Here is a 22,400-nt window from a genome sequence, read left to right as displayed (position 1 = left end):
AGGGAGAGTTGAAAATGAGTCAACGCATTTTCTAAAGTTTTTATTCGTTCGTCGTAAAATTAGACAAAACGATCGCGAAACGGGCGGTGGCGCATGATTTCTAAACAAAAACAGTAAACTCAGGCCCGATTCAGGGAACAACATTGAGGAATCGCCGCACAGTGATAGAATATTGCCCATTGTTTTTTCCCCAGGATTTGCCGATTGCCGGCATCTTTATAACGTAAGGCCATTTCATGAAAATCAAAACTCGCTTCGCGCCGAGCCCGACAGGCTATCTGCACGTCGGTGGTGCACGTACCGCTCTTTATTCCTGGCTTTTTGCACGCCACAACAAAGGTGAGTTCGTGCTGCGTATTGAAGACACCGATCTTGAGCGCTCCACGCCGGAAGCAATCGAAGCCATTATGGATGGTATGAACTGGCTGAATCTGGAATGGGACGAAGGCCCGTATTTCCAGACCAAACGTTTTGACCGCTATAACGCTGTCATTGATGAAATGCTGGTCGCGGGCACGGCGTATAAGTGCTATTGCTCCAAAGAGCGTCTGGATGCCTTGCGTGAAGAGCAGATGGCGAACGGTGACAAGCCGCGTTATGACGGTCGTTGCCGCCACGACCATAGCGAGCATGCGGCTGATGAGCCTTGCGTGGTGCGTTTTGCTAACCCGCAAGAGGGTTCTGTCATCTTTGATGACCAGATCCGTGGCCCGATTGAATTCAGCAACCAGGAGCTGGACGATCTGATCATTCGCCGTACCGACGGCTCACCAACTTACAACTTCTGTGTGGTGGTGGACGACTGGGATATGGAGATCACCCACGTTGTCCGTGGTGAAGACCATATCAACAACACGCCACGTCAAATCAACATCCTGAAGGCGCTGAATGCGCCCGTGCCGGTGTATGCACACGTGTCCATGATCAACGGTGACGACGGTAAAAAACTGTCTAAACGTCATGGTGCCGTGAGCGTGATGCAGTATCGCGACGACGGTTATCTGCCGGAAGCGCTGCTGAACTATCTGGTGCGTCTGGGCTGGGCCCACGGTGACCAGGAGATCTTCAGCCGCGAAGAGATGATCGAACTGTTCTCTCTGAACTCTGTGAGCAAATCAGCGAGCGCATTCAATACCGATAAGCTGCTGTGGCTGAACCATCATTACATCAACACCATGCAGCCAGAATATGTCGCGACGTATCTGCAGTGGCACATTGAGCAGGCGAATATCGATACCCGTACCGGTCCTGAACTGGCCGATCTGGTGAAACTGCTCGGTGAGCGTTGCAAAACGCTGAAAGAGATCGCCGAAAGCTGCCGTTACTTCTACGAAGAATTCGATGAGTTTGATGCCGACGCGGCGAAGAAACACCTGCGTCCGGTTGCCCGCCAGCCGCTGGAAGTGGTGCGTGACAAAATCGCCGCTATCACTGAATGGACCGCGGAGAATGTGCATCACGCGATTCAGGCTACTGCAGATGAGCTTGAAGTCGGTATGGGCAAAGTGGGGATGCCGCTGCGCGTCGCCGTGACCGGTGCAGGCCAGTCTCCAGCGCTGGACGTTACCGTTCATGCAATTGGTAAGTCTCGTAGCGTGGCGCGTATCAATAAGGCACTGGGTTTTATTGCTGAGCGTGAAAGCCAGCAGTAATCAATCGTCAGTGAATCAAACGGCAGGGGAACCTGCCGTTTTTTTTGTCTGCTATTCAGCAATACCGAGACGTGAGAGAAATCCTTTTACCCCCTCGCGCTTCAGCAATACGAGAAGACGCTCCTGTTCAACCTGCGTCATGTTCTCCAGCGAGTCGATGATTTGTGGGAGCAGGGTAGACGATGACGGTATCCCATAAAGAGAGGGCGTTTCGGCCACCTGGTAAATCGCCTGTCGGTGACGGATGGCAGGAAGGCTAATAATATGTTCCTTCACTCGCGCATCGACATGGATCAGTCTTGCTCTTCCACCTTTTACACCGTTAACACCCTCCGTCTTCCATCCCTTCTGGCGTATCCAGCGGTTAACGGTTTGCCTGGCGACGCCCAGACAGTCAGCCAGTTCATCCGTGGTCATTTTGCTGCGTAATCTTTTCATATTAGTTCTGATCGCGAATCCCTAAACGTTGCAACAATCCGGTAATCCCTTCCCGCAGTAACAGCGATGTCAGCTGCTTTTGCTCATCCGGCGTCATTTCATTTGCCAGTGTCAGAAGTAAAGTATGAAGTGAACCCTCGTAGCCAGCGCTGTCTGGCATTTCAGGCGTCTCAGACGCCCTGCGGGCACTGCGGATAAACTCCCGTACCTTTTCATTCACATGCACCAGACGCGCCTTACCACCCTGAACGCCTGGTTTTGGCGATGTAATCCAACCTTCTTTACGTACCCATTTATTGATGGTCTGACGGCTATAGCCAGTGAGCACGGCTAACTCTTCTGGCGTCATTCGTTCCTTGATCATGCAATTTCCTGAGTGTTCGTAGGGTTAATTAGTGGTTCATCTTATAGCACCGTTTTACGCGAAAACGTGACAGGCTTAACTCCTGACTGCGAGCAGGCTCGCAAAGTGATTCATTTGCATGATTTTTCAGCGATTGAAAGGTGGGGACTGATTTTGCCGTTGACACTCAGCGGCGGAATTCATATTATGCCGCCCGTCAACATGACAGCTTTACGACGGGGCTATAGCTCAGCTGGGAGAGCGCCTGCATGGCATGCAGGAGGTCAGCGGTTCGATCCCGCTTAGCTCCACCAAACTCTGAACCCAACAGAGTGCGGTAAGTAAAGTAACATGTGGGGCTATAGCTCAGCTGGGAGAGCGCTTGCATGGCATGCAAGAGGTCAGCGGTTCGATCCCGCTTAGCTCCACCAAAATTTGAACCCTCGTCGAAAGACGGGGGTTTTTTTATGCCTTTGTAAAATGTTTATACTGCTTTTGTTGCGATAAAACGCTTTTTCTATACCTCACCTCAATTCAAATCAATAAACGAGTCTATAAATAGACTTGAACTTGATTCGAGCAATTAATAAACCTATTATCCATCCGGTCAATGATATGATGGTAAAATAGATTCCCTGACTGAATGAATAGAAAAATTTACAATAACGTAAAAATATTTATGATTGCCCTCGCGCTATGCCTGATTGCGGTGCCATTTTCCCGTTATATCTCCCCGCGCGCTATTGTTAACGGGCATGACGTCTATTTAGCATGGCTACCCTTAAGCGTTATGCTGGCCGTTATTTTGTTGTTTGGCCGCCGGGCAATTATTCCCGTTCTGTTAGGTTTTACTATTACTAATATATTTGTTGTTGATTTAGCACCGCTACAATATGCAGTTTTGCTGTTTTGTCAGACTTTTTCAGTTTTCGCTGTGTGTGGCATTATCCGTCTTGTGCTGGGCAGGCGCTGGCGCCACAGCGTGCCTAATAAATACATAGGGATCCGTATTTTCTGGCTGGGTTTTATGGTGCCGATAGGTATCAAAATATCAATGTATCTGGCAGGCTATTTATTCGATTTCCCGGTAACAATCTCTACTTACTTCGGTGAAGGCACCCTTATTTACAGCGTTGTGGATATTCAAAGCCTGATCTGCGCGGCGTTGATTTTCACCATGATGTTCTATTATCCATTAAGAATGATTATTAATCCTCGCTACGCCAGAACCTTCTGGCTGCGGAGCGTGAAGCCGGTGTTTTTTCACAAGAAATCATTGTTTATATTTGTCTGGCTAATGCTTCTGATCGCCCTCATGGCAATTTTATGTGCACCGCTAGAGTCACCTATAATTGCAGGATATCTTGTGCCCATTATTTTTATTCTTTTTACGTTGGGCATCAGCTGTTTAAGTTATGCGCTTATGTCATTGCTCTGGGCGGCATCCGCACTCCTGCTACTGACCTACAACGACAACTTTTTGAACGGGGTGGAGTCGGGTCACTCGCTCTCCTTTATCCTGTCTGTACTCATCTCTTTCGCCATCTGTTTGCTTTATATGTCGCGGATTTACCGGCGAAGCGAATGGATGAAGAAGGGCTGGCAGGACAGGGCGTTAACCGATCCGTTGACCGGTTTGCCTAACATTCGCGCGCTGGATGACTTTCTCCTGATCCACCCTGACGCCAAGGTGTGTTGTCTGCGAATGGATAATCTGGAGTTTCTTAGCCGCCACTACGGCATTCTGATGCGGGTTCACTGCAAGCGGATGATTACCGCGTCGCTCCAGCCCTTACTGCAAAAAGATGAGCAGCTTTTCCAGTTGCCCGGCAGTGAGCTGGTGTTGGTATTGCTGGGGCCGGGAACGTCAGAGCGCCTGCAACATATGGTCGACCAACTGAATAGCCGCAAGATTTACTGGAACAACACTGGGCTGGATATCGAGTTTGGGGCGTCCTGGGGTGAGGTTGAAGATGGTGAGAACCTGCACCATACGCTTGGGCAGCTTAGCTGGTTGGCGGAGCAGTCATGTGCTGCGCATAATGTGCTTGCTCTGACGAACAGCATTGAGGACGTCTCCGGGCAAACCACCGACAGGGTGCTGATGTTAGGGCGTATTAAACGTGCGCTTGATGCTGACGGGCTCCAGCTGTATGCCCAGTCGATTCAGAATGCCGAGGGGAAAGGATATTACGAAATCCTCTCGCGCCTGGAGAGCGAGGGAGAGATGATCACCCCCGATCGCTTTATTCCGCTGATTGCCCAGTTTAACCTGAGCCATCGCTTTGATCTGAATGTGGTTGAGAAGTTACTGGTCTGGCTGCGGGATAATCCCGCCACACATGCTGGCACCCGTTTCTCCGTCAATTTGATGCCGATGACCTTGATGCAAAAAGAGGTCGCCACGGAGATTATCGCGCTCTTCGCTCGCTATACCGTCCCGCCCCAGGCTGTGGTCATCGAGATTACCGAAGAACAGGCTTTCTCCAATTCGGGCAGTAGCATTAACAATATCCAGCAGCTGAGGGATCATGGCTTCCGTATTGCTATTGACGACTTTGGAACAGGCTATGCCAACTTTGAGCGTCTGAAGCGCCTGCAGGCCGACATCATCAAGATTGATGGTTGTTTCGTAAAAGATATTTGCAGCGACAACATGGATGCGATGATTGTGCAGTCGATATGTAATCTGGCGAAAACAAAATCGCTCTGCGTGGTTGCGGAATATGTGGAAACCCCGGCGCAGCGGGATATGTTGCTGCACCTTGGTGTCGATTATCTGCAGGGCTACCTGTTAGGTAAACCCAGACCGCTTGCCGAATTACGGGCATAAAAAAACCGGGAGCTTTCAAGCTCCCGGTTTTTTTTCACTCTGCGAGTTAGAGTACCAGCGCTGCGATAGAGGCAGACAGTACGCTCACTAGCGTAGAACCGTACACCAGCTTCAGGCCGAAGCGAGAAACCACGTTACCCTGCTCTTCGTTCAGGCCTTTAATCGCACCGGCGATAATACCGATGGAAGAGAAGTTTGCGAAGGAAACCAGGAACACGGACAGAATGCCTTCCGCACGTGGAGAGAGCGTGCTGGCAATTTTCTGCAGATCCATCATTGCCACGAACTCGTTAGAAACCAGTTTGGTTGCCATGATGCTGCCAACCTGCAGTGCTTCATGAGCCGGAACACCCATCACCCATGCGATTGGATAGAAGATGTAGCCCAGGATGCCCTGGAAGGAGATACCGAGCACCGCTGCGAACAGGGCGTTCAGGGCGGCGATCAGCGCGATAAAACCAATCAGCATAGCGGCAACAATAATGGCGACCTTGAAGCCTGCCAGAATGTATTCACCCAGCATTTCGAAGAAGCTCTGCCCTTCATGCAGGTTTGACATCTGGATGTTCTCTTCGCTGGCATCAACACGGTAAGGGTTGATCAGCGACAGCACAATAAAGGTGCTGAACATGTTCAGGACCAGCGCCGCCACCACGTATTTTGGCTCCAGCATGGTCATGTATGCGCCCACGATAGACATGGATACGGTAGACATTGCGGTTGCCGCCATGGTGTACATGCGGTTACGCGACATTTTGCCCAGAATATCTTTGTACGCGATGAAGTTCTCAGACTGACCGAGGATCAGTGAGCTCACGGCGTTAAAGGATTCCAGTTTGCCCATGCCGTTCACCTTGGACAGCAGGAAGCCAATCGCGCGGATAACCACCGGCAGAACGCGGATGTGTTGCAGAATACCAATCAGTGCAGAGATGAAGACGATAGGGCACAGCACCTTCAGGAAGAAGAAGGCCAGACCTTGATCGTTCATGCTGCCAAAGACGAAGTTAGTCCCTTCGTTAGCAAACCCGAGCAGTTTTTCGAACATTTCGGAGAAGCCTTTCACGAAGCCGAGGCCCACGTTGGAGTTCAGGAAGAACCACGCAAGTAATACTTCAATGACCAGCAGTTGGACAACATAGCGAATACGAATATTTTTGCGGTCTGTGCTGACCAGCAATGCGAGTGCAGTAACGACAACGAGTGCCAGGACAAAATGAAGGACGCGGTCCATATTTGCTCCAAATATGAGGCAGGTTTAATTTTCGTGCACATTCTATGTAACAAGCGAAAAGAAAACGAGATCAAGAACACACTATAGTTACATCCTGTGACGAGTCTCAAAAATAGTGATCAACAATACATTTTTGTTATGTTAGGTAAATGAGTGAAAAGTTAAGTTTGTGTGCTAGGCTTCACAAAAGTGTGCGCTAACTCTGTTTCATTTAGAGCGCCCGCATCTCACCTGCCCATCTATCGTCAAAAGCTATCAGAGAAATCATTACAAACCTTACAAATGATCTTGATAATCATTCTCATTTTGATAGCATTAAACATAGCAAAGGCTATATTTCAGAGGCAGAAATGACAAACAGTCGCGTAGAAGGTAGCAGTGGCAGAGCAGCGCGCAAGTTGCGGTTCGCATTAATGGGACCTGCGTTCATTGCTGCCATTGGCTATATCGATCCGGGCAATTTTGCGACCAACATTCAGGCCGGAGCCAGCTTCGGCTACACATTGCTGTGGGTGGTCGTCTGGGCAAACCTGATGGCCATGCTGATCCAGATGCTCTCAGCGAAGCTCGGCATTGCCACGAGCAAAAACCTGGCCGAGCAGATCCGCGACCACTACCCGCGTCCGGCGGTTTGGCTGTACTGGGTCCAGGCTGAAATTATCGCCATGGCAACCGACCTTGCTGAATTCATAGGGGCTGCGATTGGATTTAAACTGATCCTCGGCGTGTCATTGTTGCAGGGGGCAGTGCTGACCGGGATTGCGACTTTCCTTATTCTGATGCTGCAGCGCCGAGGACAGAAGCCGCTGGAAAAAGTCATCGGTGGTCTGCTGCTGTTTGTTGCTGCAGCCTATATTGTGGAGCTGATCTTCTCCCAGCCGAATCTGGTGCAGCTGAGTAAAGGGATGGTGATCCCAAGTCTGCCCACCTCTGAAGCGGTATTCCTGGCTGCTGGCGTCCTCGGGGCGACCATTATGCCGCATGTGATTTACCTGCACTCCTCCCTGACACAACATCTGCACGGTGGCACCCGTAAGGAACGCTATTCCGCGACAAAATGGGATGTCGCGTTTGCCATGACAATTGCCGGTTTCGTGAATCTGGCGATGATGGCCACCGCTGCTGCCGCTTTCCACTTTAATGGTCACACGGGGATTGCCGATCTCGATCAGGCTTATCTGACGCTGGAACCGTTACTGAGCCATGCCGCAGCAACGATATTTGGGCTGAGCCTGGTGGCTGCTGGCCTCTCTTCAACGGTGGTAGGTACGCTGGCGGGACAAGTGGTGATGCAGGGATTCGTGCGTTTTCATATTCCGCTGTGGGTGCGTCGTGCCGTCACCATGCTGCCGTCGTTTATTGTGATTCTGATGGGGCTGGATCCTACCCGCATTTTGGTAATGAGCCAGGTCCTGCTGAGTTTTGGTATTGCCCTTGCGCTGGTGCCATTGTTAATTTTTACCAGCGATAAAACACTGATGGGCGATCTCGTGAACTCGACGCTGGTGAAAAGGACCGGGTGGGCGATTGTGGTTGTGGTGGTGGCGCTGAATCTGTGGTTGTTAGTCGGAACCGCGCTGGGTCTTTAAAACAAAAAAAGGAGCCAAAAGGCTCCTTTTTACGTTAGTTTACGTTAGTGACGATGGCCGTGACCACCGTGACCATGTTTACCGCCGTGTCCACCCCAGCCGCCACGACGGTCATCGCGATCGTTCCAGCCTTCACGATAGCCACGCTCATAGGCGTTGTTTTTATACCAGCCGCGATGCCGACCATTATCATGCTTGCGCCAGCGGTCGCCACGCCATTCATAATGACGGTTCCAGTAATCACGGTCGCGCCAGTAGCCACCGTCCCAGTATCTGCCGTAGTCATCACGATCGCCAATTTGTAATTTTACTGATGGCAACAGGGTGATCTCGCCAGCATTGGCGACCAGCGGGGCAGAAGCCATTAATACCGCTGCTAAAATCAGTGACCTGAACATACTCTTCTCCTTCACGATCGGGGCCTTGTGGGCCTGTTAACGCAATATTACGAGTTGGTAAAGCCTCGTTTCATCGCCTCAACTCCGAATTCATAGATAAGAGCACTTTTTGCTAAAATCGGCTTTAATTTGTTCAGGCCAGAATATCTTCGATCCGCGTCAATTCATCTTCCGAGAAATGGCGATTGTCCAGCATGCCCACCGCGTCATCAATTTGCGCGGTTTTACTGGCCCCAATCAGTACAGAAGTCACAGTATCGTGGCGTAAAATCCAGGCCAGAGCCATCTGCGATAGCTTCTGACCGCGGCTTTCGGCAAGGGCGTTTAACTTGCGCACTTTTACCAGCTTTTCTTCGGTGAGCTGATCCGGGTTCAGGAACTTGCTGCCGCTGGCCGCACGGGAGTCCGATGGAATGCCGTTCAGATAACGGTTGGTTAATTGACCACCCGCGAGAGGAGAGAAGGGTATACACCCAACCCCTGTCTGCTGCAGTACATCCAGTAAACCCGCTTCAGGGGCACGCTCAAACATCGAATATTTCGGCTGGTGGATAAGACAAGGCGTACCGAGGTCGTGAAGGATTTCAATTGCCTGGCGCGCCAGTTCCGCAGGGTAGTTGGATAACCCGACGTACAGTGCCTTGCCCTGTCGCACCAGATGGTCGAGCGCTTTCATGGTTTCCTGAAGCGGTGTTTCCGGGGCCGGGCGGTGATGATAGAAGATGTCGACATACTCCAGCCCCATGCGTTTCAGGCTCTGATCCAGACTCGATATCAGGTATTTACGCGAGCCCCAGTCGCCGTAGGGACCGTCCCACATGGTATATCCTGCTTTCGTCGAGATAATTAACTCATCGCGCCAGGGGAGAAAATCTTCCAGCAAAATGCGCCCGAAATTACGTTCAGCTGAACCGGGAGGAGGACCATAGTTGTTGGCAAGGTCGAAATGCGTAATCCCCAAATCGAACGCGCGCTGTAAAAGTTGACGGCTGTTTTCGATGAGCGTGGCATCGCCAAAGTTATGCCAAAGCCCAAGCGAGATGGCGGGCAATTTCAACCCGCTTTGTCCGCAGCGGCGATACTGCATTGTCTTATAATGATTTTTATCCGGCTGATAACGCATGATCGTGACCTCTGACGCTGATAAGAAAAACGTGTGTATACGATTACACTAACGCGAAGAAAGAGAGAATAGCGCAGCATTTTTTGTAAAGCATTCTTTCCAACTCCTTCTTACTGCCTTTTCTGGACAGCCATCACGCTTATTTAATACTCAAGGTGAGAATAACATTAGAAGGATACCTGTTTATGCGTACCCCATACTGCGTCGCCGATTACCTGCTGGACCGTCTGACTGATTGTGGAACCGATCATCTGTTTGGCGTGCCGGGCGACTATAACCTGCAGTTTCTCGACCATGTAATAGACAGCCCGGATATCTGTTGGGTGGGTTGTGCCAACGAGCTTAACGCGTCATATGCCGCAGACGGCTATGCCCGATGTAAGGGCTTTGCCGCGCTGTTAACCACATTCGGCGTCGGAGAGCTAAGCGCCATGAACGGGGTGGCGGGTAGCTTTGCCGAACACGTTCCCGTGTTGCATATTGTGGGGGCGCCGGGAATGGCGGCGCAGCAAAAAGGCGAGTTATTGCACCATACCTTAGGTGACGGTGAGTTCCGTCATTTTTACCATATGAGCGAACCTATCACCGTCGCGCAGGCGATCCTGACTGAACAAAATGCCTGCTACGAAATTGACCGCGTGCTGACCACCATGCTGCGCGAACGCCGTCCTGGCTATTTGATGTTGCCTGCGGATGTGGCGAAAAAAGCCGCGACGCCACCTGTAAGCGCTCTCACCGTTAAGCCTGTTCACGCGGACAATGCCTGTCTCAAAGCGTTTCGTGATGCCGCCCGGAGTCGCCTGGCCATGAGCAAACGGACCGCGCTGCTGGCCGATTTTCTGGTGCTCCGCCATGGGCTAAAACCTGCGCTGCAGAAATGGGTGAAAGAGGTGCCGATGGCACACGCCACCATGTTGATGGGGAAAGGGATTTTTGATGAGCGTCAGGCGGGTTTTTACGGCACTTACAGTGGTTCAGCGAGCGCGGAGCCGGTCAAAGAGGCGATTGAAAGAGCTGACACAGTGCTGTGCATTGGTACGCGGTTTACCGATACCCTGACCGCCGGGTTCACTCACCAGCTCACTCCCGCTCAGACCATCGAAGTGCAGCCTCATGCTTCCCGCGTGGGCGACGTCTGGTTTACGGGCATTCCCATGCTGCAGGCGATTGAGACGCTGGCAGAGTTATGCAAACAACATGTGCATGAAAGCCCTGCACCCTCGACACACAGTGGTTTTTCCTGGCCTGCAGAGGGCGCTTCACTCACGCAGGAGAACTTCTGGAGCACGCTGCAAACCTTCATTCGCCCCGGCGACATTATTCTTGCCGATCAGGGTACCTCGGCGTTTGGCGCGATCGATCTTCGCTTACCTGCGGACGTTAATTTTATCGTTCAGCCGCTCTGGGGGTCGATTGGCTACACGCTGGCGGCGGCCTTTGGCGCGCAGACGGCATGCCCGGACCGGCGCGTGATTGTCCTGACCGGGGATGGTGCCGCACAGCTGACGATTCAGGAAATGGGCTCAATGCTGCGCGATAAGCAGCGCCCGATTATCCTGGTGCTCAACAATGAAGGGTACACGGTTGAGAGGGCCATACACGGACCTGAACAGCGGTACAACGATATCGCCCTGTGGAACTGGACGCAGATCCCGCAGGCACTGAGCCTGGATCCTCAGGCCGAATGCTGGCGGGTCAGTGAAGTCGATCAGCTGGCGGACGTGCTGGAAAAAGTGGCGCACCATGAGCGGCTTTCGCTCATTGAGGTCATGCTGCCCAAAGCGGATATTCCCCCGCTGTTGGGCGCGATAACCAAAGCGCTGGAGGCGCGAAATAGCGCCTGATCACTTATCGTTTCGCCAGGCCATCATCATCGGTTTGCCCGCCAGCAGGAGCCAGGCGGGCAACATCACGATACAGAGCAGAGGGAAGAGGGTAGAGTCAGGCACCACCACGGCGGCCATAAACAGGCTCAGCCACGCATCCCGCGTCACTACCAGTACCAGCCCGAGAATCGAGCACGAAACGGTTATCGCAGCCGGTACGGCGTCCACATGCTCGTGCAACATCAGACCTAACGCTACCCCGACAAACACCGCCGGGAAGATGCGTCCGCCACGAAAACCGCACGCGGCGGCCACGACCAGCGCCGCCAGCTTTATCACCGCAAACAGCAGATAATCCGACACGCTAAACACCTGACTGAATGCCAGCTGCTGCATTTCGTCCAGGCCTTTAAACAGCGTCACTTTTCCGCCGATAGCGCCCAGAATGCCGAGAAGCAGCCCCCCGACGCCCAGAATCAGCACCGGATGTTTGAGCTTATGCATCAGCCGATGCAGGCGCGGAAGACACCATACTGCGACCATGCCCAGCGCAATGGCCATGGCGACCACAATTGCGCCGCTGAAAATGTCCGCGACCTGCATCTGGCCATAGTGGGGGAGAGGGAGAGAGAAGTGGGGATGGAAAAACAGGCTGGTGGTCAACGCACCGGCAGCGGCGGCCATCAGCGGCGCAAAGAGTTTGTCCCAGAGCGGGACGTCATTATTACCGCTCAGCGTCTGGGAGAAGATCAGCGCGGCGGCGACGGGTGTGCCGAACAGCGCGCCGATGGTGCCTGCAGAGGCCAGGATCGTCCAGTCCAGCGCGTTGACGCGCGGTAAAATGCGCGAACCCAGGAAAACCGCCAGCGCGATATTTACTGCCATGATCGGATGTTCAGGCCCCAGGCTGACGCCGCCCGCCAGACCCACGATCAGCGCAACGATCAGTCCCGGCAGCGCTGCCGGGCTGACGGGCGCGCCGATCAACGGTTCCTGCGCGGGATCGGGCCCGGCATGGTCCGGACTGAAACGAATTACCAAACCCACCGCAATACCGGTGAGCGTCAGCATGACGATAATCCATACAGGAGAATCAGGGCTGAAGCCAATATTGGCAGGCAGGGCGGTCCATAACATCGCTTGCAGTACCGACGCGACTTTCATCACGACGATGAGCACCAGGCTTGAAGCAACGCCAATAACGAGCGCCGGTATTGCTAATAACAGCATGGTTCTGGCTCGCGGGTGGAGCATGATGATTTCCTTGTACAAAACGGTATAACGTTACTTTGCACAATCAGCTTTATGGCAATAGTGCAAAAGGTGCTGAAACGGTAAAGTTATTCTGTGACGAAGATCGATAATCCTGGGGCATTCACTTTCTGGTCGTTGTTGTTATCACGCCTTGAATTTACAGTGTTCCAAAGATTTATTCTGACTTTAGCGGAGCAGTAGAAGAATGACAAAGTATGCTTTGGTAGGTGATGTGGGCGGCACGAACGCGCGCCTTGCACTCTGCGATGTAAATAGCGGTGACATTTCCCAGGCGAAAACCTATTCAGGGCTGGATTATCCAAGTCTGGAAGCCGTGGTTCGCGTATATCTTGAAGAGCATAAGGTCAGCGTCGAAGACGGCTGTATCGCTATTGCGTGCCCGATTACCGGTGACTGGGTGGCTATGACCAACCACACCTGGGCCTTCTCCATTGCCGAAATGAAAAAAAACCTCGGCTTTGCGCATCTTGAAATCATCAATGACTTCACGGCGGTGTCGATGGCGATCCCGATGCTGAAGCCGGAACACCTGATCCAGTTTGGCGGCACGGCGCCGGTCGAAGGCAAGCCGATTGCGGTTTACGGCGCGGGAACCGGGCTGGGCGTCTCTCACCTTGTCCACGTCGATAAGCGCTGGGTCAGTCTGCCGGGCGAAGGCGGCCACGTTGATTTCGCACCGAACAGTGAAGAAGAGGGCATTATCCTCGAAGAGTTACGTGCTGAAATCGGCCACGTTTCTGCCGAACGCGTGCTGTCGGGTCCCGGGCTGGTCAATTTGTACCGTGCGATTGTGAAATCTGATGGTCGTCTGCCTGAAAATCTGCAGCCTAAAGACGTGACCGAGCGCGCCCTGGCGGACAGCTGCATCGATTGCCGTCGTGCCTTGTCCCTGTTTTGCGTGATTATGGGGCGCTTCGGCGGCAACCTGGCGCTGACGCTGGGCACGTTTGGTGGGGTCTATATTGCGGGCGGTATCATGCCGCGCTTCCTCGAGTTCTTTAAAGCCTCTGGTTTCCGCGGCGGGTTTGAAGATAAAGGGCGCTTCAGAAGCTACGTGCAGGACATCCCTGTTTACCTGATTGTGCACGATAATCCAGGGCTGCTGGGCTCGGGTGCGCATTTGCGTCAGGTTCTGGGACAAATTCTCTGATGGTCATTCCCCTCTCCAGCGGGAGAGGGGAACGCTCACAGGTGCATCAGCTGGCGAAACTCTTTTACCTTGCTGCGGCTCACCGGCACCTGGAAGTCGAGATCCTTCAGACGCAAAATATACGTGTTGTTAAACCAGGGTTCGATCTCGCGGATCTTGTTCAAATTGACGCAAAACGAACGGTGGCAGCGGAAGAAGTGCGCCGCAGGTAGCTTGCTGCAAAACTCGGTGATGTTCATCGCCATCACGTACGATTCACGTCGCGTATAGACAAACGTCATCTTTTCATGTGCTTCGGCGTAATAAATATCGTCGATAGGCGTGACGATGATCCTTTCATCCTTCACCAGATTAATGGTGTCATTCTCCCGGATAGCAGGGCTTGCGGTCGCAGGCGCGGCTTGCTGTTTCCATGCCGCTTCCAGCTTTTGCAGCATGCTGATAATACGCGACTCCTGATAAGGCTTGAGGATGTAGTCAAACGCTTCCAGCTCGAAGGCCTCCACGGCGTGCTCTTTCCACGCGGTAACAAAGACAATAAAGGGCTTGTGGGCAAACTGATTAATATTTTGCGCCAGCAGCACGCCATCCAGCGACGGAATATTAATATCGAGAAAAATGGCATCGACCCGGTTGTGCTGGAGAAACTTCAGCACGTCCAGGCCATCTTCGAATGTGCCTACAATCTCCATCTGGCTGTGCGTTTTGATGAGCCAGCTCAGCTCCTGTTGAGCCAGAACCTCATCTTCCACAATGATGACTTTCATCTGTAACTCCGGCCTATGGCATCAGGGATATTGGTGCATGAACGGGGGTGCGTTCATTCGGCACGTAAAACGCGATTTCTGTGCCCGGCTCCAGGCGATGAATGTGCAGCCCGTCGCCGTACAGCAGTTTGACCCGATGGTGGACATTCAAAAGGCCAATCTTATTGCCCGGCATTTCGTTGGATTCCACGCGTTCAATAACCTTTGGGTCGATACCGTGGCCGGTATCGCGCACCGCAATGCGCACGCGATTCCCGCTCTCGGTCACGCTAATGGTCACTACGCCTTTGCCTTTGCACGGCTGAATTCCGTGGACAATGGCGTTTTCCACCAGCGGCTGGATCAGCAGGCTTGGGATCACGCAGTTGACCTCTTCATCAATATCGTAAATGACGGTGAGCTTATCGCCAAAGCGGGCCTGCTCGATCGCGATGTAATCTTTGATTTGATAAAGCTCTTTTTTGATGTCGATCTGCTCGTCATCTTTCAATTCAATGTTGTAGCGCAGATAGCGTGACAGGTTGAAAATCAGCTGGCGGGCGGTGTCCGGATTAAGGCGAATGGAGGAGGAGATGGCGTTCAGCGCGTTAAACAGGAAATGAGGATTAATTTTACTTTGCAGCGCGCGTAGCTCTGCCTTATTTGCCATTTCGCGCAGCTGCTCCGCGCGCGAGACTTCCAACTGAGTTGAGATGATTTGCGACAGACCAATCGCCATTTCCTGCAATGAGGAGGTGATCTGGTGCGCATGGCAGTAGTAAATCTTCAGCGTGCCCGTGACGACCCCTTTCTCCCACAATGGGATCACCAGCATGGAATGTATTTCGGGCGTCCTGTGGGCTTCATCATTGTTTTTAATGATGATTTTACCGTAGTTGATCGCCTGTCGGGTGGTTGGGCTGATGGTGTCGTCGTTGTCACGATAGTTGTGCTCCCCGACGCCCACGTAGGCCAGCACGTGGTCGATATTGGTGATGGCGACGGCATCGGCGTGAATATCACGACGGATGATATCGCAGACCTGGCGTAAAGACTCAACGTTAACGTGGCGGAACAGCGGCAGCGTTTTGTTGGCAATATCGAGTGCCAGCTTGGCCTGACGTGCGGCGCTGGCCTCTTTTTCCCCTTCCACACTTTGCACCAGCAGGACAATAAAGCCTATGCAGACGCTGCCGAGGATCATCGGAATACCGATTTTCGAAACAATATCCAGCCCAAGAGCGGTCGTGGGTGCCCACACCACAACCAAAATCATGGTCAAGGTTTCACACACCATGCCCGCGATGATCCCGGCGCGCCAGTGCTGCTTTTTGGGGAATTTGCGGTTAATCCAGCCGGACAGGATCCCGGCGATAATGCTGGTAATAAAGCACGGAATAGCCGTCACGCCGCCGATATCAATCAAATAGCGGTGTGTGCCGGCAATCAATCCAGTGATCACCCCAACCCAGGGGCCAAACAGTATCCCGCCTGACATCACGGCGATAATGCGCACGTTGACCAGCGACCCTTCGACAGGTACTCCGGACCAGGTGCTGAAAAGGGCAAACATCGAAAAGATGGCGGTTACGGCCAGCAGCTCTTTTGGCGAGTGCGCTGACTTGTGCAGAAGCTCGCGGAACAGGCGAATGCGAATGAGGAAAAACAGACAAATCAGCATTAGCGCTGCGCGATCAAATACCGCCAGCAGCATATCGAATATTTCGTGCACAAGTGAACCTGGAGAATCGGGAAAGAACCATGATAAAAAACCTGGCGCGTATTGACCAGCTATCCGTCAGGTTTATCAAATGAGGAAAAACCACAGTTTGTAAAGGGGATTGTTCGGAAAGTTCTTCAGTCCGGCTGAATTTTTCTGAACGAAGCGCAGCGAGGTAATGGTTATGATAACATCATGTTAAATAACAGGTATTAAAAAACCATTTTACGTCATCAGCCTTCCGCTTTTAGCGACAGCAGGGTTCCTGTTTTAACGCGATATCTTTTTTTTACTTTCCCTCTCGACAGCATGTTTTTTTTCAGGTTATTTTCTAAGCACGCCACATCGGTGGCAGCGTCGCTCGGACGGTCCGGGCGCTAACGTTAATCTGAGGAATCTATGGCTGAATTCAGTCCTGAACGCCGTTTCACGCGTATCGATCGTCTCCCCCCTTATGTTTTCAATATCACTGCTGAGCTGAAGATGGCTGCGCGTCGGCGCGGCGAAGATATCATCGATTTCAGCATGGGTAACCCTGACGGCCCAACGCCGCCGCATATTGTTGAGAAACTCTGTACAGTTGCCCAGCGCCCGGATACGCATGGTTACTCAACGTCTCGCGGTATTCCTCGATTACGTCGTGCCATTTCCCGCTGGTACCAGGATCGCTACCAGGTGGACATCGATCCTGAAAGTGAAGCCATTGTCACCATTGGCTCGAAAGAAGGGCTGGCACACCTGATGCTGGCGACACTGGATCATGGTGATACCGTGCTGGTGCCAAACCCCAGCTATCCGATCCATATCTACGGTGCGGTGATTGCTGGCGCGCAGGTTCGCTCTGTGCCGCTGGTGGAAGGCGTAGACTTCTTTAACGAACTGGAACGCGCGATTCGTGAAAGCTACCCGAAACCAAAGATGATGATCCTCGGTTTCCCGTCGAACCCAACGGCCCAGTGCGTTGAGCTCGAATTCTTCGAGAAAGTGGTCGCCCTGGCAAAACGTTACGACGTGCTGGTAGTTCACGATCTCGCCTATGCGGATATTGTCTACGACGGATGGAAGGCGCCTTCCATTATGCAGGTGCCGGGCGCACGCGATGTGGCGGTCGAGTTCTTCACGCTGTCGAAAAGTTACAACATGGCGGGTTGGCGCATTGGCTTTATGGTGGGTAACAAGACGCTGGTAAATGCGCTGGCGCGTATAAAGAGTTACCACGACTACGGCACATTTACGCCGCTACAGGTTGCTGCAATTGCTGCGCTTGAAGGCGATCAGCAGTGTGTACAGGATATTGCTGCCCAGTATAAGCGGCGTCGCGATGTGCTGGTGAAAGGTCTGCATGAAGCGGGCTGGATGGTGGAAATGCCGAAGGCGTCCATGTACGTCTGGGCTAAAATTCCTGAGCCCTATGCGGCAATGGGGTCGCTGGAGTTTGCCAAGAAGCTCCTGCAGGATGCGAAAGTGTGCGTCTCGCCGGGCATCGGGTTTGGCGATTATGGCGATACTCATGTGCGGTTTGCGTTGATTGAAAACAGCGACCGCATTCGTCAGGCGGTCAGGGGGATTAAGAGCATGTTCCGGGCTGACGGGCTTCTCTCATCAAAAAATGTGGCTGAACAGCCCGAAACCTGACGACACAAAAAAACAGGCGCCTTGAGCGCCTGTTTTTTTGACTGCATGTTCTTTGCTAGATCATCAGGGCAAAGGTTCCGGCCCAGACTAAAACAATCACCGAAATGCCCATAAAGAAATATTTCACGTTTCATCACTCCGCGTATCTTGTGGTACGCATTCAAAAACAGAGTCCACCTGATTATAGAGAGTTGAAATCGGGCTAAAACGGAAATCGGAATTATCCCGCTACGCCTCAGACTCCACCTCAGAATTCTGCGCTTCCCATTGTCAGACGGCGCTAATGTACGCCTAAAAATGGGGGGTGACAAGTGGGATTTTTCTAAATACTTTCCGATACTTACGAGTGTCGTGGAACGGCGACAGTTTGATTTCAGTACGCAATAAATTCCCGTTGAGCGACGCAGAAAAAAGACGGTTACTCAGGGTAATTACAGGTGATTGAAAAGGTTAGTTTCTTAGCGAAACTAACCTTCTGGAAGGCTTAGATATAGAGAGAGGCTTCGCCCAGCGGACGGGTTTTGAAGCGGCGGTGCATCCACAAATACTGCTCAGGTGCACGCATGATCTCGAACTCGATAACCTTGTTGATAAAGGTCGCGGCTTCACACTCATTTTCCGGGTAGTTCGCCATTTCCGGGGAGATGTGCAAGCGATAACCTGATTTATCCGCTTTTCTGACCATCGTTACGGTCAGCATAGCGGCACCAGAAAGGCGTGAAATCACAAAGGTGCCATTGGTCGTAGCAACATCTTTAACGGCGAAGAAAGGCGCGAAGCTGCTGCCTTTACGGCCATAATCCTGATCGGGTGCAAACCAGACGGCCTCACCTTTTTTCAGCGCACCGACCATGCCGCGCAGATTGTTACGGCTGATCATTGCCTTGTTTGAGCGCATACGGCCGCGAGTCTGAACCCACTCCATCAGCGCGCTGTTGTGTGGACGGTAGGTTGCCATCATCGGCTGGCAAAGCCCCATCACGCGTCCACCGAGTTCGAGAGACATAAAGTGAACCCCGACGACCATCACGCCCCGATTCTGCGCCTGGGCACGCTTCAGGTTATCCAGACCTTCTACATCAAACCATTTACGCACGCGTTCATCAGGCCAGAACCAGGCCATACCGGTTTCCAGCAATGCCATGCCGATAGATTTAAAGTTTTCAGCGATCAGCTTTTCGCGCTGCTGCGCATTGTAGTGCGGGAAGCAAAGTTCAAGATTTTTACGTGCGATAGACTCGCGACGTTTAAGGAAATAGCGCGATGCGCTGCCGAGTCTTGAGCCCAGTATGCGGATCACCGGGTAAGGAAGCTGGACCAGCAACCAAAGCACGCCAAGACCAAACCATGTAAACCAGTAACGCGGGTGCAAGAACGCGCGTTTGAATGAGGATTCAGACAAATTAGAGGAACCTTTGTAAAACCGGTAAAAGTAACGCGCTTAGCGATACCACGTGCCTATTAGACCGTAGTGCAAGGTCATGGTTGCAGGCTTTACCGATCTTTACGGCGTTACCTGGCCATAGCTGACATTGGATGGGCGGCATAATGTAGCACCCTTATAGGTTATGTGCTATTACTCGTTTTTGATTAAAAAAGCGGCGATTACCGAGAGGCTTGATTTTGCTATTGTTATAAATGAGCGAAAGTCACTCTTTTGAGGGCGTTACGATGGATACATATCTGCAAACGGTGAAAGATGAGTGGGTGCAACTGATCAATGAAACTGAGCCACACATTCATCAAGTTACCGCCCAACTTGCCAGCGAGCATGCCACTGTTCTGATTGCTGAGTTCTATCGTGTTGTTCTGGCCGATCCTATTGTTGCTGAGTTTTTGACCACTGAACAGGTGGAAAGACAATTGCAGGAAGCGCTGCGTCGGTGGCTGGTTGATGTTCTCTCCTGTCAGGTTGGGCAGGTTGAGGAGCAGATACGCGCCCAGCAGCGTGCTGCAGATGTGCATGCCCGTATCGGCATCTCTGTCGACCTGGTCGAAATGGGTTTCAGGGTGCTGAAAAAATTGCTGTTACCCATCATTAACGCCACGCCCCATCCCTCTGACGTGAAGCTTAGCGTTTATCACTACGCCATTAACAGTATCGATCTGGCGATGGAGGTAATGTCGCGTGCGTATGTCTTCAGCGAGAACAATGCGGCGAAAGAGGATGAAAACTACCGGATTTTCTCGCTGATGGAGAATGCGGAAGAAGAGAAGGAGCGTCAGACCGCTGCGCTGCTGACCTGGGAAATGACGCTACTCTATAAGGTGATGTTAGATTCCAGCATAGGCAACAGCCGACCGCTCGGGCAATCAGATTTTGGGCTGTGGTTTAGCCATAAAGGACGTCACTATTTCAGCGGTATTGCCGAAGCAGGGCATATCTCCCGTCTTATTCAGGAGTTTGACGAGGCGTTTAATGAGGTTCGCCAGGCTGACGATGCGCTTCGTGACAGGTCACGGCAGGTCAAATTTTTGCGGCAGGTGCGTAACACCCTCTCGCAAATCGTTACCCTGCTGCGTGAGCTGTTTGATGAGGTTTCCCGCCATGAGGTGGGAATGGACGTGCTCACCCGACTGCTGAACCGTCGCTTCCTGCCGACCATTTTTAAACGTGAAATCACCCATGCCACCCGTGCCGGTACGCCGCTGTCGGCGCTACTGATCGATGTTGATAAATTCAAGCAAATCAATGATACCTGGGGCCACAATACGGGTGATGAAATCCTGCGAAAAGTGGCGGGTGCGTTTTATGACAACGTTCGCACCTGTGACTACGTATTTCGCTACGGTGGTGATGAGTTTTTAATTGTGCTGACGGAAATCACCGAAGCTGACGCCCTGCGTATCGCAGAACGGATCCGCAAGCGTGTAGAAAAAATTAAGGTTAGCTCCCCGACCGGCGAGGCGATCTCTCTTTCCCTTTCAATCGGGGCGGCGATGTTCAATGGACATCCTGACTATGAACGTCTGATACAGGCAGCGGATGAAGCGCTGTATGGTGCAAAACGACGCGGACGGAACTGTGTGGAGTTGTGGAAAATGCAGTGATTTTATGAAGTCAGGAAGAACGAAAGTGTCCCCTGCAGGAATCGAACCTGCAACTAGCCCTTAGGAGGGGCTCGTTATATCCATTTAACTAAGGGGACGAGGCGGCACGAGTATAGCGTTATTTACACTTTGCGTTAAGCGCATTGCCGCCTGACTGCTCAAAGAGTCACCATTCAGGCCGATTTTTTTGCCGATTTTTCATTATCTTCCTGCGCCTTGAGCTCGGCCTTACGCTTGTTCGACATATCATTGCGGATTTGCGCATGGCTCAACAGCGCGAAGATAAAGGTCCCGCCGCAAATATTGCCCGCCAGCGTCGGCAGGGCGAACGGCCAGAAGAAATCGCTCCAGTGTAGCGTGCCATTAAAGACCAGATAGAGAATTTCAACGGTACCCACCACGATGTGCGTGGTATCGGCGAGCGCAATCAGCCAGGTCATCAGAATGATCACCACAATTTTTGCGCTGCCTGCCGAGGGGAACATCCACACCATGGTGGCGATGATCCAGCCGGAGATAATCGCATTCGAGAACATCTCTAAGGGCGTGTTTTTCATCACATCCATGCCAATTTTTACAAACGCATCCCGGGTGGGCTCATCAAATATCGGCATATACTCAAAGGCCCAGGCTGCGATGCCTGTACCAATGATATTCCCAAGCAATACCACGCTCCAGAGCCGCATCAGCAAGCCGAAATTGCCCAGGGTAGGGTTTTGCATCACGGGCAGCACTGCAGTGACGGTGTTTTCAGTAAAGAGCTGCTGGCGCGCCATGATGACGATGATAAAGCCGAAGGTGTAGCCAAGATTTTCCAGTAAAAAGCCACCCGGCACGCCCTCCAACTGGACATGAAATATGCCTTTGGCCAGCAGTGACGCACCCATCGAGAGACCCGCAGCAATCGCCGACCAGAACAGGGCCATGGCATCGCGTTCCATCTCCTTTTCACCATCCTGGCGTATATGTTCGTGGATCGCCATCGCACGAGAGGGCAGGCGATCTTCGTCAATTTCTATCTTCTCGCCACGCTCTTTTTCCTCACTCTCAATTTCTACGTCCTCATTGCTCTCGCCAATTTTTTCTTCGCCCACTTCTTTCATAACCGCTCCTGGAGGATGAACTTTCTTTAAAGCGTAGCGGCTTTTATCGTGATGCCTGTGGGGATGCTCTTAAATTGGTGGCAATGACAACAAAGGTGATACATCTCTTTCAAAGACATTATAAAATTGCCAGCGAAACGAATTCCTAAAGCCAGGCTATGCTGAGATCAGAGTGACGGTGGTTACTGCCCGTAATTGTGCTCATAGACATCGGGAAACGTGCTGTTACAATCACTTGCACGTTTTCATACGGAGCGACAGATGCTCCGTTACGGATGGCAATC

Annotated in this window: 18 protein-coding genes and 3 tRNA genes; 9 read left to right on the top strand and 12 right to left on the bottom strand. The window is 52.2% G+C overall.

Going from position 1 to position 22,400, the window contains the following annotated elements; translation table 11 throughout:
• The first annotated feature begins 236 nt into the window (after positions 1 to 236).
• Positions 237 to 1,652, top strand: a complete 1,416-nt coding sequence (gltX, locus tag KW829_RS05150; RefSeq protein WP_089597878.1) for a glutamate--tRNA ligase — start codon at positions 237 to 239, stop codon at positions 1,650 to 1,652.
• A 51-nt stretch (positions 1,653 to 1,703) separates the two neighbouring features.
• Here gltX and KW829_RS05145 read toward each other — a convergent pair whose 3' ends face one another.
• Both KW829_RS05145 and KW829_RS05140 read right to left on the bottom strand, forming a co-directional pair.
• Entirely contained in the window at positions 1,704 to 2,090 is a 387-nt protein-coding gene (locus tag KW829_RS05145; RefSeq protein ID WP_089597879.1) for a YfeC-like transcriptional regulator, read from the bottom strand.
• A 1-nt stretch (position 2,091) separates the two neighbouring features.
• Positions 2,092 to 2,454 carry a YfeC-like transcriptional regulator gene (locus KW829_RS05140; RefSeq protein WP_010426183.1) on the bottom strand — a complete coding sequence of 121 codons (363 nt, stop codon included), beginning with the start codon at positions 2,452 to 2,454 and terminating at the stop codon, positions 2,092 to 2,094.
• A gap of 217 nt (positions 2,455 to 2,671) precedes the next feature.
• Here KW829_RS05140 and KW829_RS05135 point away from each other — a divergent pair.
• From KW829_RS05135 to KW829_RS05125, 3 genes are all read left to right on the top strand, one after another.
• Positions 2,672 to 2,747 (top strand) — tRNA-Ala (locus KW829_RS05135).
• Between the two features lie 41 nt (positions 2,748 to 2,788).
• Positions 2,789 to 2,864: transfer RNA gene (locus KW829_RS05130), tRNA-Ala, on the top strand.
• Positions 2,865 to 3,076: 212 nt separating this feature from the next.
• Positions 3,077 to 5,266 (top strand): EAL domain-containing protein, encoded by a 2,190-nt coding sequence (locus KW829_RS05125; protein WP_218307733.1) that lies wholly within the window; start codon positions 3,077 to 3,079, stop codon positions 5,264 to 5,266.
• A gap of 46 nt (positions 5,267 to 5,312) precedes the next feature.
• Here the strand turns inward: KW829_RS05125 and nupC are convergent, their stop codons facing one another.
• Entirely contained in the window at positions 5,313 to 6,500 is a 1,188-nt protein-coding gene (nupC, locus tag KW829_RS05120; RefSeq protein ID WP_010433166.1) for a nucleoside permease NupC, read from the bottom strand.
• Between the two features lie 350 nt (positions 6,501 to 6,850).
• On the opposite strand from nupC, the gene KW829_RS05115 reads away from it, so the two are divergent.
• Entirely contained in the window at positions 6,851 to 8,089 is a 1,239-nt protein-coding gene (locus tag KW829_RS05115; RefSeq protein ID WP_108416672.1) for an Nramp family divalent metal transporter, read from the top strand.
• A gap of 44 nt (positions 8,090 to 8,133) precedes the next feature.
• Here KW829_RS05115 and KW829_RS05110 read toward each other — a convergent pair whose 3' ends face one another.
• Both KW829_RS05110 and mgrA read right to left on the bottom strand, forming a co-directional pair.
• Positions 8,134 to 8,487, bottom strand: a complete 354-nt coding sequence (locus KW829_RS05110) for a DUF2502 domain-containing protein (protein WP_148400472.1) — start codon at positions 8,485 to 8,487, stop codon at positions 8,134 to 8,136.
• 133 nt (positions 8,488 to 8,620) lie between these two features.
• A complete protein-coding gene (gene mgrA, locus KW829_RS05105; RefSeq protein ID WP_218307732.1) occupies positions 8,621 to 9,610 on the bottom strand; it encodes an L-glyceraldehyde 3-phosphate reductase in 990 nt (329 codons plus the stop codon).
• Positions 9,611 to 9,795: 185 nt separating this feature from the next.
• Between mgrA and ipdC the strand changes: the two genes are divergently transcribed.
• The gene (ipdC, locus tag KW829_RS05100; protein WP_218307731.1) at positions 9,796 to 11,454 is read left to right on the top strand and encodes an indolepyruvate decarboxylase; all 1,659 of its coding nucleotides are present in this window, start codon (positions 9,796 to 9,798) and stop codon (positions 11,452 to 11,454) included.
• On the opposite strand, the gene KW829_RS05095 is transcribed toward ipdC, so the two are convergent.
• Positions 11,455 to 12,690, bottom strand: a complete 1,236-nt coding sequence (locus KW829_RS05095) for an ion channel protein (protein ID WP_218307730.1) — start codon at positions 12,688 to 12,690, stop codon at positions 11,455 to 11,457.
• Positions 12,691 to 12,895: 205 nt separating this feature from the next.
• Between KW829_RS05095 and glk the strand changes: the two genes are divergently transcribed.
• Positions 12,896 to 13,861, top strand: coding sequence for a glucokinase (gene glk, locus KW829_RS05090; protein ID WP_089597886.1), 966 nt, complete (start codon positions 12,896 to 12,898; stop codon positions 13,859 to 13,861).
• A 35-nt stretch (positions 13,862 to 13,896) separates the two neighbouring features.
• Here glk and KW829_RS05085 read toward each other — a convergent pair whose 3' ends face one another.
• Both KW829_RS05085 and KW829_RS05080 read right to left on the bottom strand, forming a co-directional pair.
• Positions 13,897 to 14,628, bottom strand: a complete 732-nt coding sequence (locus tag KW829_RS05085; RefSeq protein ID WP_010433183.1) for a LytTR family DNA-binding domain-containing protein — start codon at positions 14,626 to 14,628, stop codon at positions 13,897 to 13,899.
• Positions 14,629 to 14,641: 13 nt separating this feature from the next.
• A complete protein-coding gene (locus tag KW829_RS05080) occupies positions 14,642 to 16,339 on the bottom strand; it encodes a sensor histidine kinase (RefSeq protein WP_174340867.1) in 1,698 nt (565 codons plus the stop codon).
• 387 nt (positions 16,340 to 16,726) lie between these two features.
• Between KW829_RS05080 and alaC the strand changes: the two genes are divergently transcribed.
• On the top strand, positions 16,727 to 17,962 hold the full coding sequence (gene alaC / locus KW829_RS05075) for an alanine transaminase (protein WP_108416665.1): 1,236 nt from the start codon (positions 16,727 to 16,729) through the stop codon (positions 17,960 to 17,962).
• A gap of 55 nt (positions 17,963 to 18,017) precedes the next feature.
• On the opposite strand, the gene ypdK is transcribed toward alaC, so the two are convergent.
• Together ypdK and lpxP are read right to left on the bottom strand one after the other, a co-directional pair.
• Positions 18,018 to 18,089, bottom strand: coding sequence for a membrane protein YpdK (gene ypdK, locus KW829_RS23005; protein WP_099458937.1), 72 nt, complete (start codon positions 18,087 to 18,089; stop codon positions 18,018 to 18,020).
• Between the two features lie 357 nt (positions 18,090 to 18,446).
• Entirely contained in the window at positions 18,447 to 19,364 is a 918-nt protein-coding gene (lpxP, locus tag KW829_RS05065; protein WP_010433190.1) for a kdo(2)-lipid IV(A) palmitoleoyltransferase, read from the bottom strand.
• A 269-nt stretch (positions 19,365 to 19,633) separates the two neighbouring features.
• Here lpxP and KW829_RS05060 point away from each other — a divergent pair, with 269 nt between their 5' ends.
• Complete coding sequence (locus KW829_RS05060) at positions 19,634 to 21,013, top strand: diguanylate cyclase (RefSeq protein ID WP_089597985.1); 1,380 nt, start codon at positions 19,634 to 19,636, stop codon at positions 21,011 to 21,013.
• Between the two features lie 26 nt (positions 21,014 to 21,039).
• On the opposite strand, the gene KW829_RS05055 is transcribed toward KW829_RS05060, so the two are convergent.
• Both KW829_RS05055 and KW829_RS05050 read right to left on the bottom strand, forming a co-directional pair.
• Positions 21,040 to 21,111: transfer RNA gene (locus KW829_RS05055), tRNA-Arg, on the bottom strand.
• 75 nt (positions 21,112 to 21,186) lie between these two features.
• Positions 21,187 to 22,116 (bottom strand): formate/nitrite transporter family protein, encoded by a 930-nt coding sequence (locus KW829_RS05050; protein ID WP_108416662.1) that lies wholly within the window; start codon positions 22,114 to 22,116, stop codon positions 21,187 to 21,189.
• Positions 22,117 to 22,400: the final 284 nt, after the last annotated feature.

It is taken from the genome of Enterobacter sp. ENT02 (assembly GCF_019219165.1).
Classification (GTDB): domain Bacteria; phylum Pseudomonadota; class Gammaproteobacteria; order Enterobacterales; family Enterobacteriaceae; genus Enterobacter; species Enterobacter mori.
Note: the sequence above shows the minus strand (reverse complement) of the source record. Positions and strands in the feature narration are given on the sequence as shown.

Coding starts and splice junctions, on each gene's coding strand:
- mgrA (WP_218307732.1), bottom strand. CDS start 9,610: ATGCGTTATCAGCCGGATAAAAATCATTATAAGACAATGCAGTATCGC.
- KW829_RS05140 (WP_010426183.1), bottom strand. CDS start 2,454: ATGATCAAGGAACGAATGACGCCAGAAGAGTTAGCCGTGCTCACTGGC.
- KW829_RS05050 (WP_108416662.1), bottom strand. CDS start 22,116: ATGAAAGAAGTGGGCGAAGAAAAAATTGGCGAGAGCAATGAGGACGTA.
- KW829_RS05125 (WP_218307733.1), top strand. CDS start 3,077: ATGAATAGAAAAATTTACAATAACGTAAAAATATTTATGATTGCCCTC.
- KW829_RS05085 (WP_010433183.1), bottom strand. CDS start 14,628: ATGAAAGTCATCATTGTGGAAGATGAGGTTCTGGCTCAACAGGAGCTG.
- alaC (WP_108416665.1), top strand. CDS start 16,727: ATGGCTGAATTCAGTCCTGAACGCCGTTTCACGCGTATCGATCGTCTC.
- KW829_RS05145 (WP_089597879.1), bottom strand. CDS start 2,090: ATGAAAAGATTACGCAGCAAAATGACCACGGATGAACTGGCTGACTGT.
- glk (WP_089597886.1), top strand. CDS start 12,896: ATGACAAAGTATGCTTTGGTAGGTGATGTGGGCGGCACGAACGCGCGC.
- KW829_RS05115 (WP_108416672.1), top strand. CDS start 6,851: ATGACAAACAGTCGCGTAGAAGGTAGCAGTGGCAGAGCAGCGCGCAAG.
- nupC (WP_010433166.1), bottom strand. CDS start 6,500: ATGGACCGCGTCCTTCATTTTGTCCTGGCACTCGTTGTCGTTACTGCA.
- ipdC (WP_218307731.1), top strand. CDS start 9,796: ATGCGTACCCCATACTGCGTCGCCGATTACCTGCTGGACCGTCTGACT.
- KW829_RS05110 (WP_148400472.1), bottom strand. CDS start 8,487: ATGTTCAGGTCACTGATTTTAGCAGCGGTATTAATGGCTTCTGCCCCG.
- KW829_RS05095 (WP_218307730.1), bottom strand. CDS start 12,690: ATGCTCCACCCGCGAGCCAGAACCATGCTGTTATTAGCAATACCGGCG.
- KW829_RS05060 (WP_089597985.1), top strand. CDS start 19,634: ATGGATACATATCTGCAAACGGTGAAAGATGAGTGGGTGCAACTGATC.
- gltX (WP_089597878.1), top strand. CDS start 237: ATGAAAATCAAAACTCGCTTCGCGCCGAGCCCGACAGGCTATCTGCAC.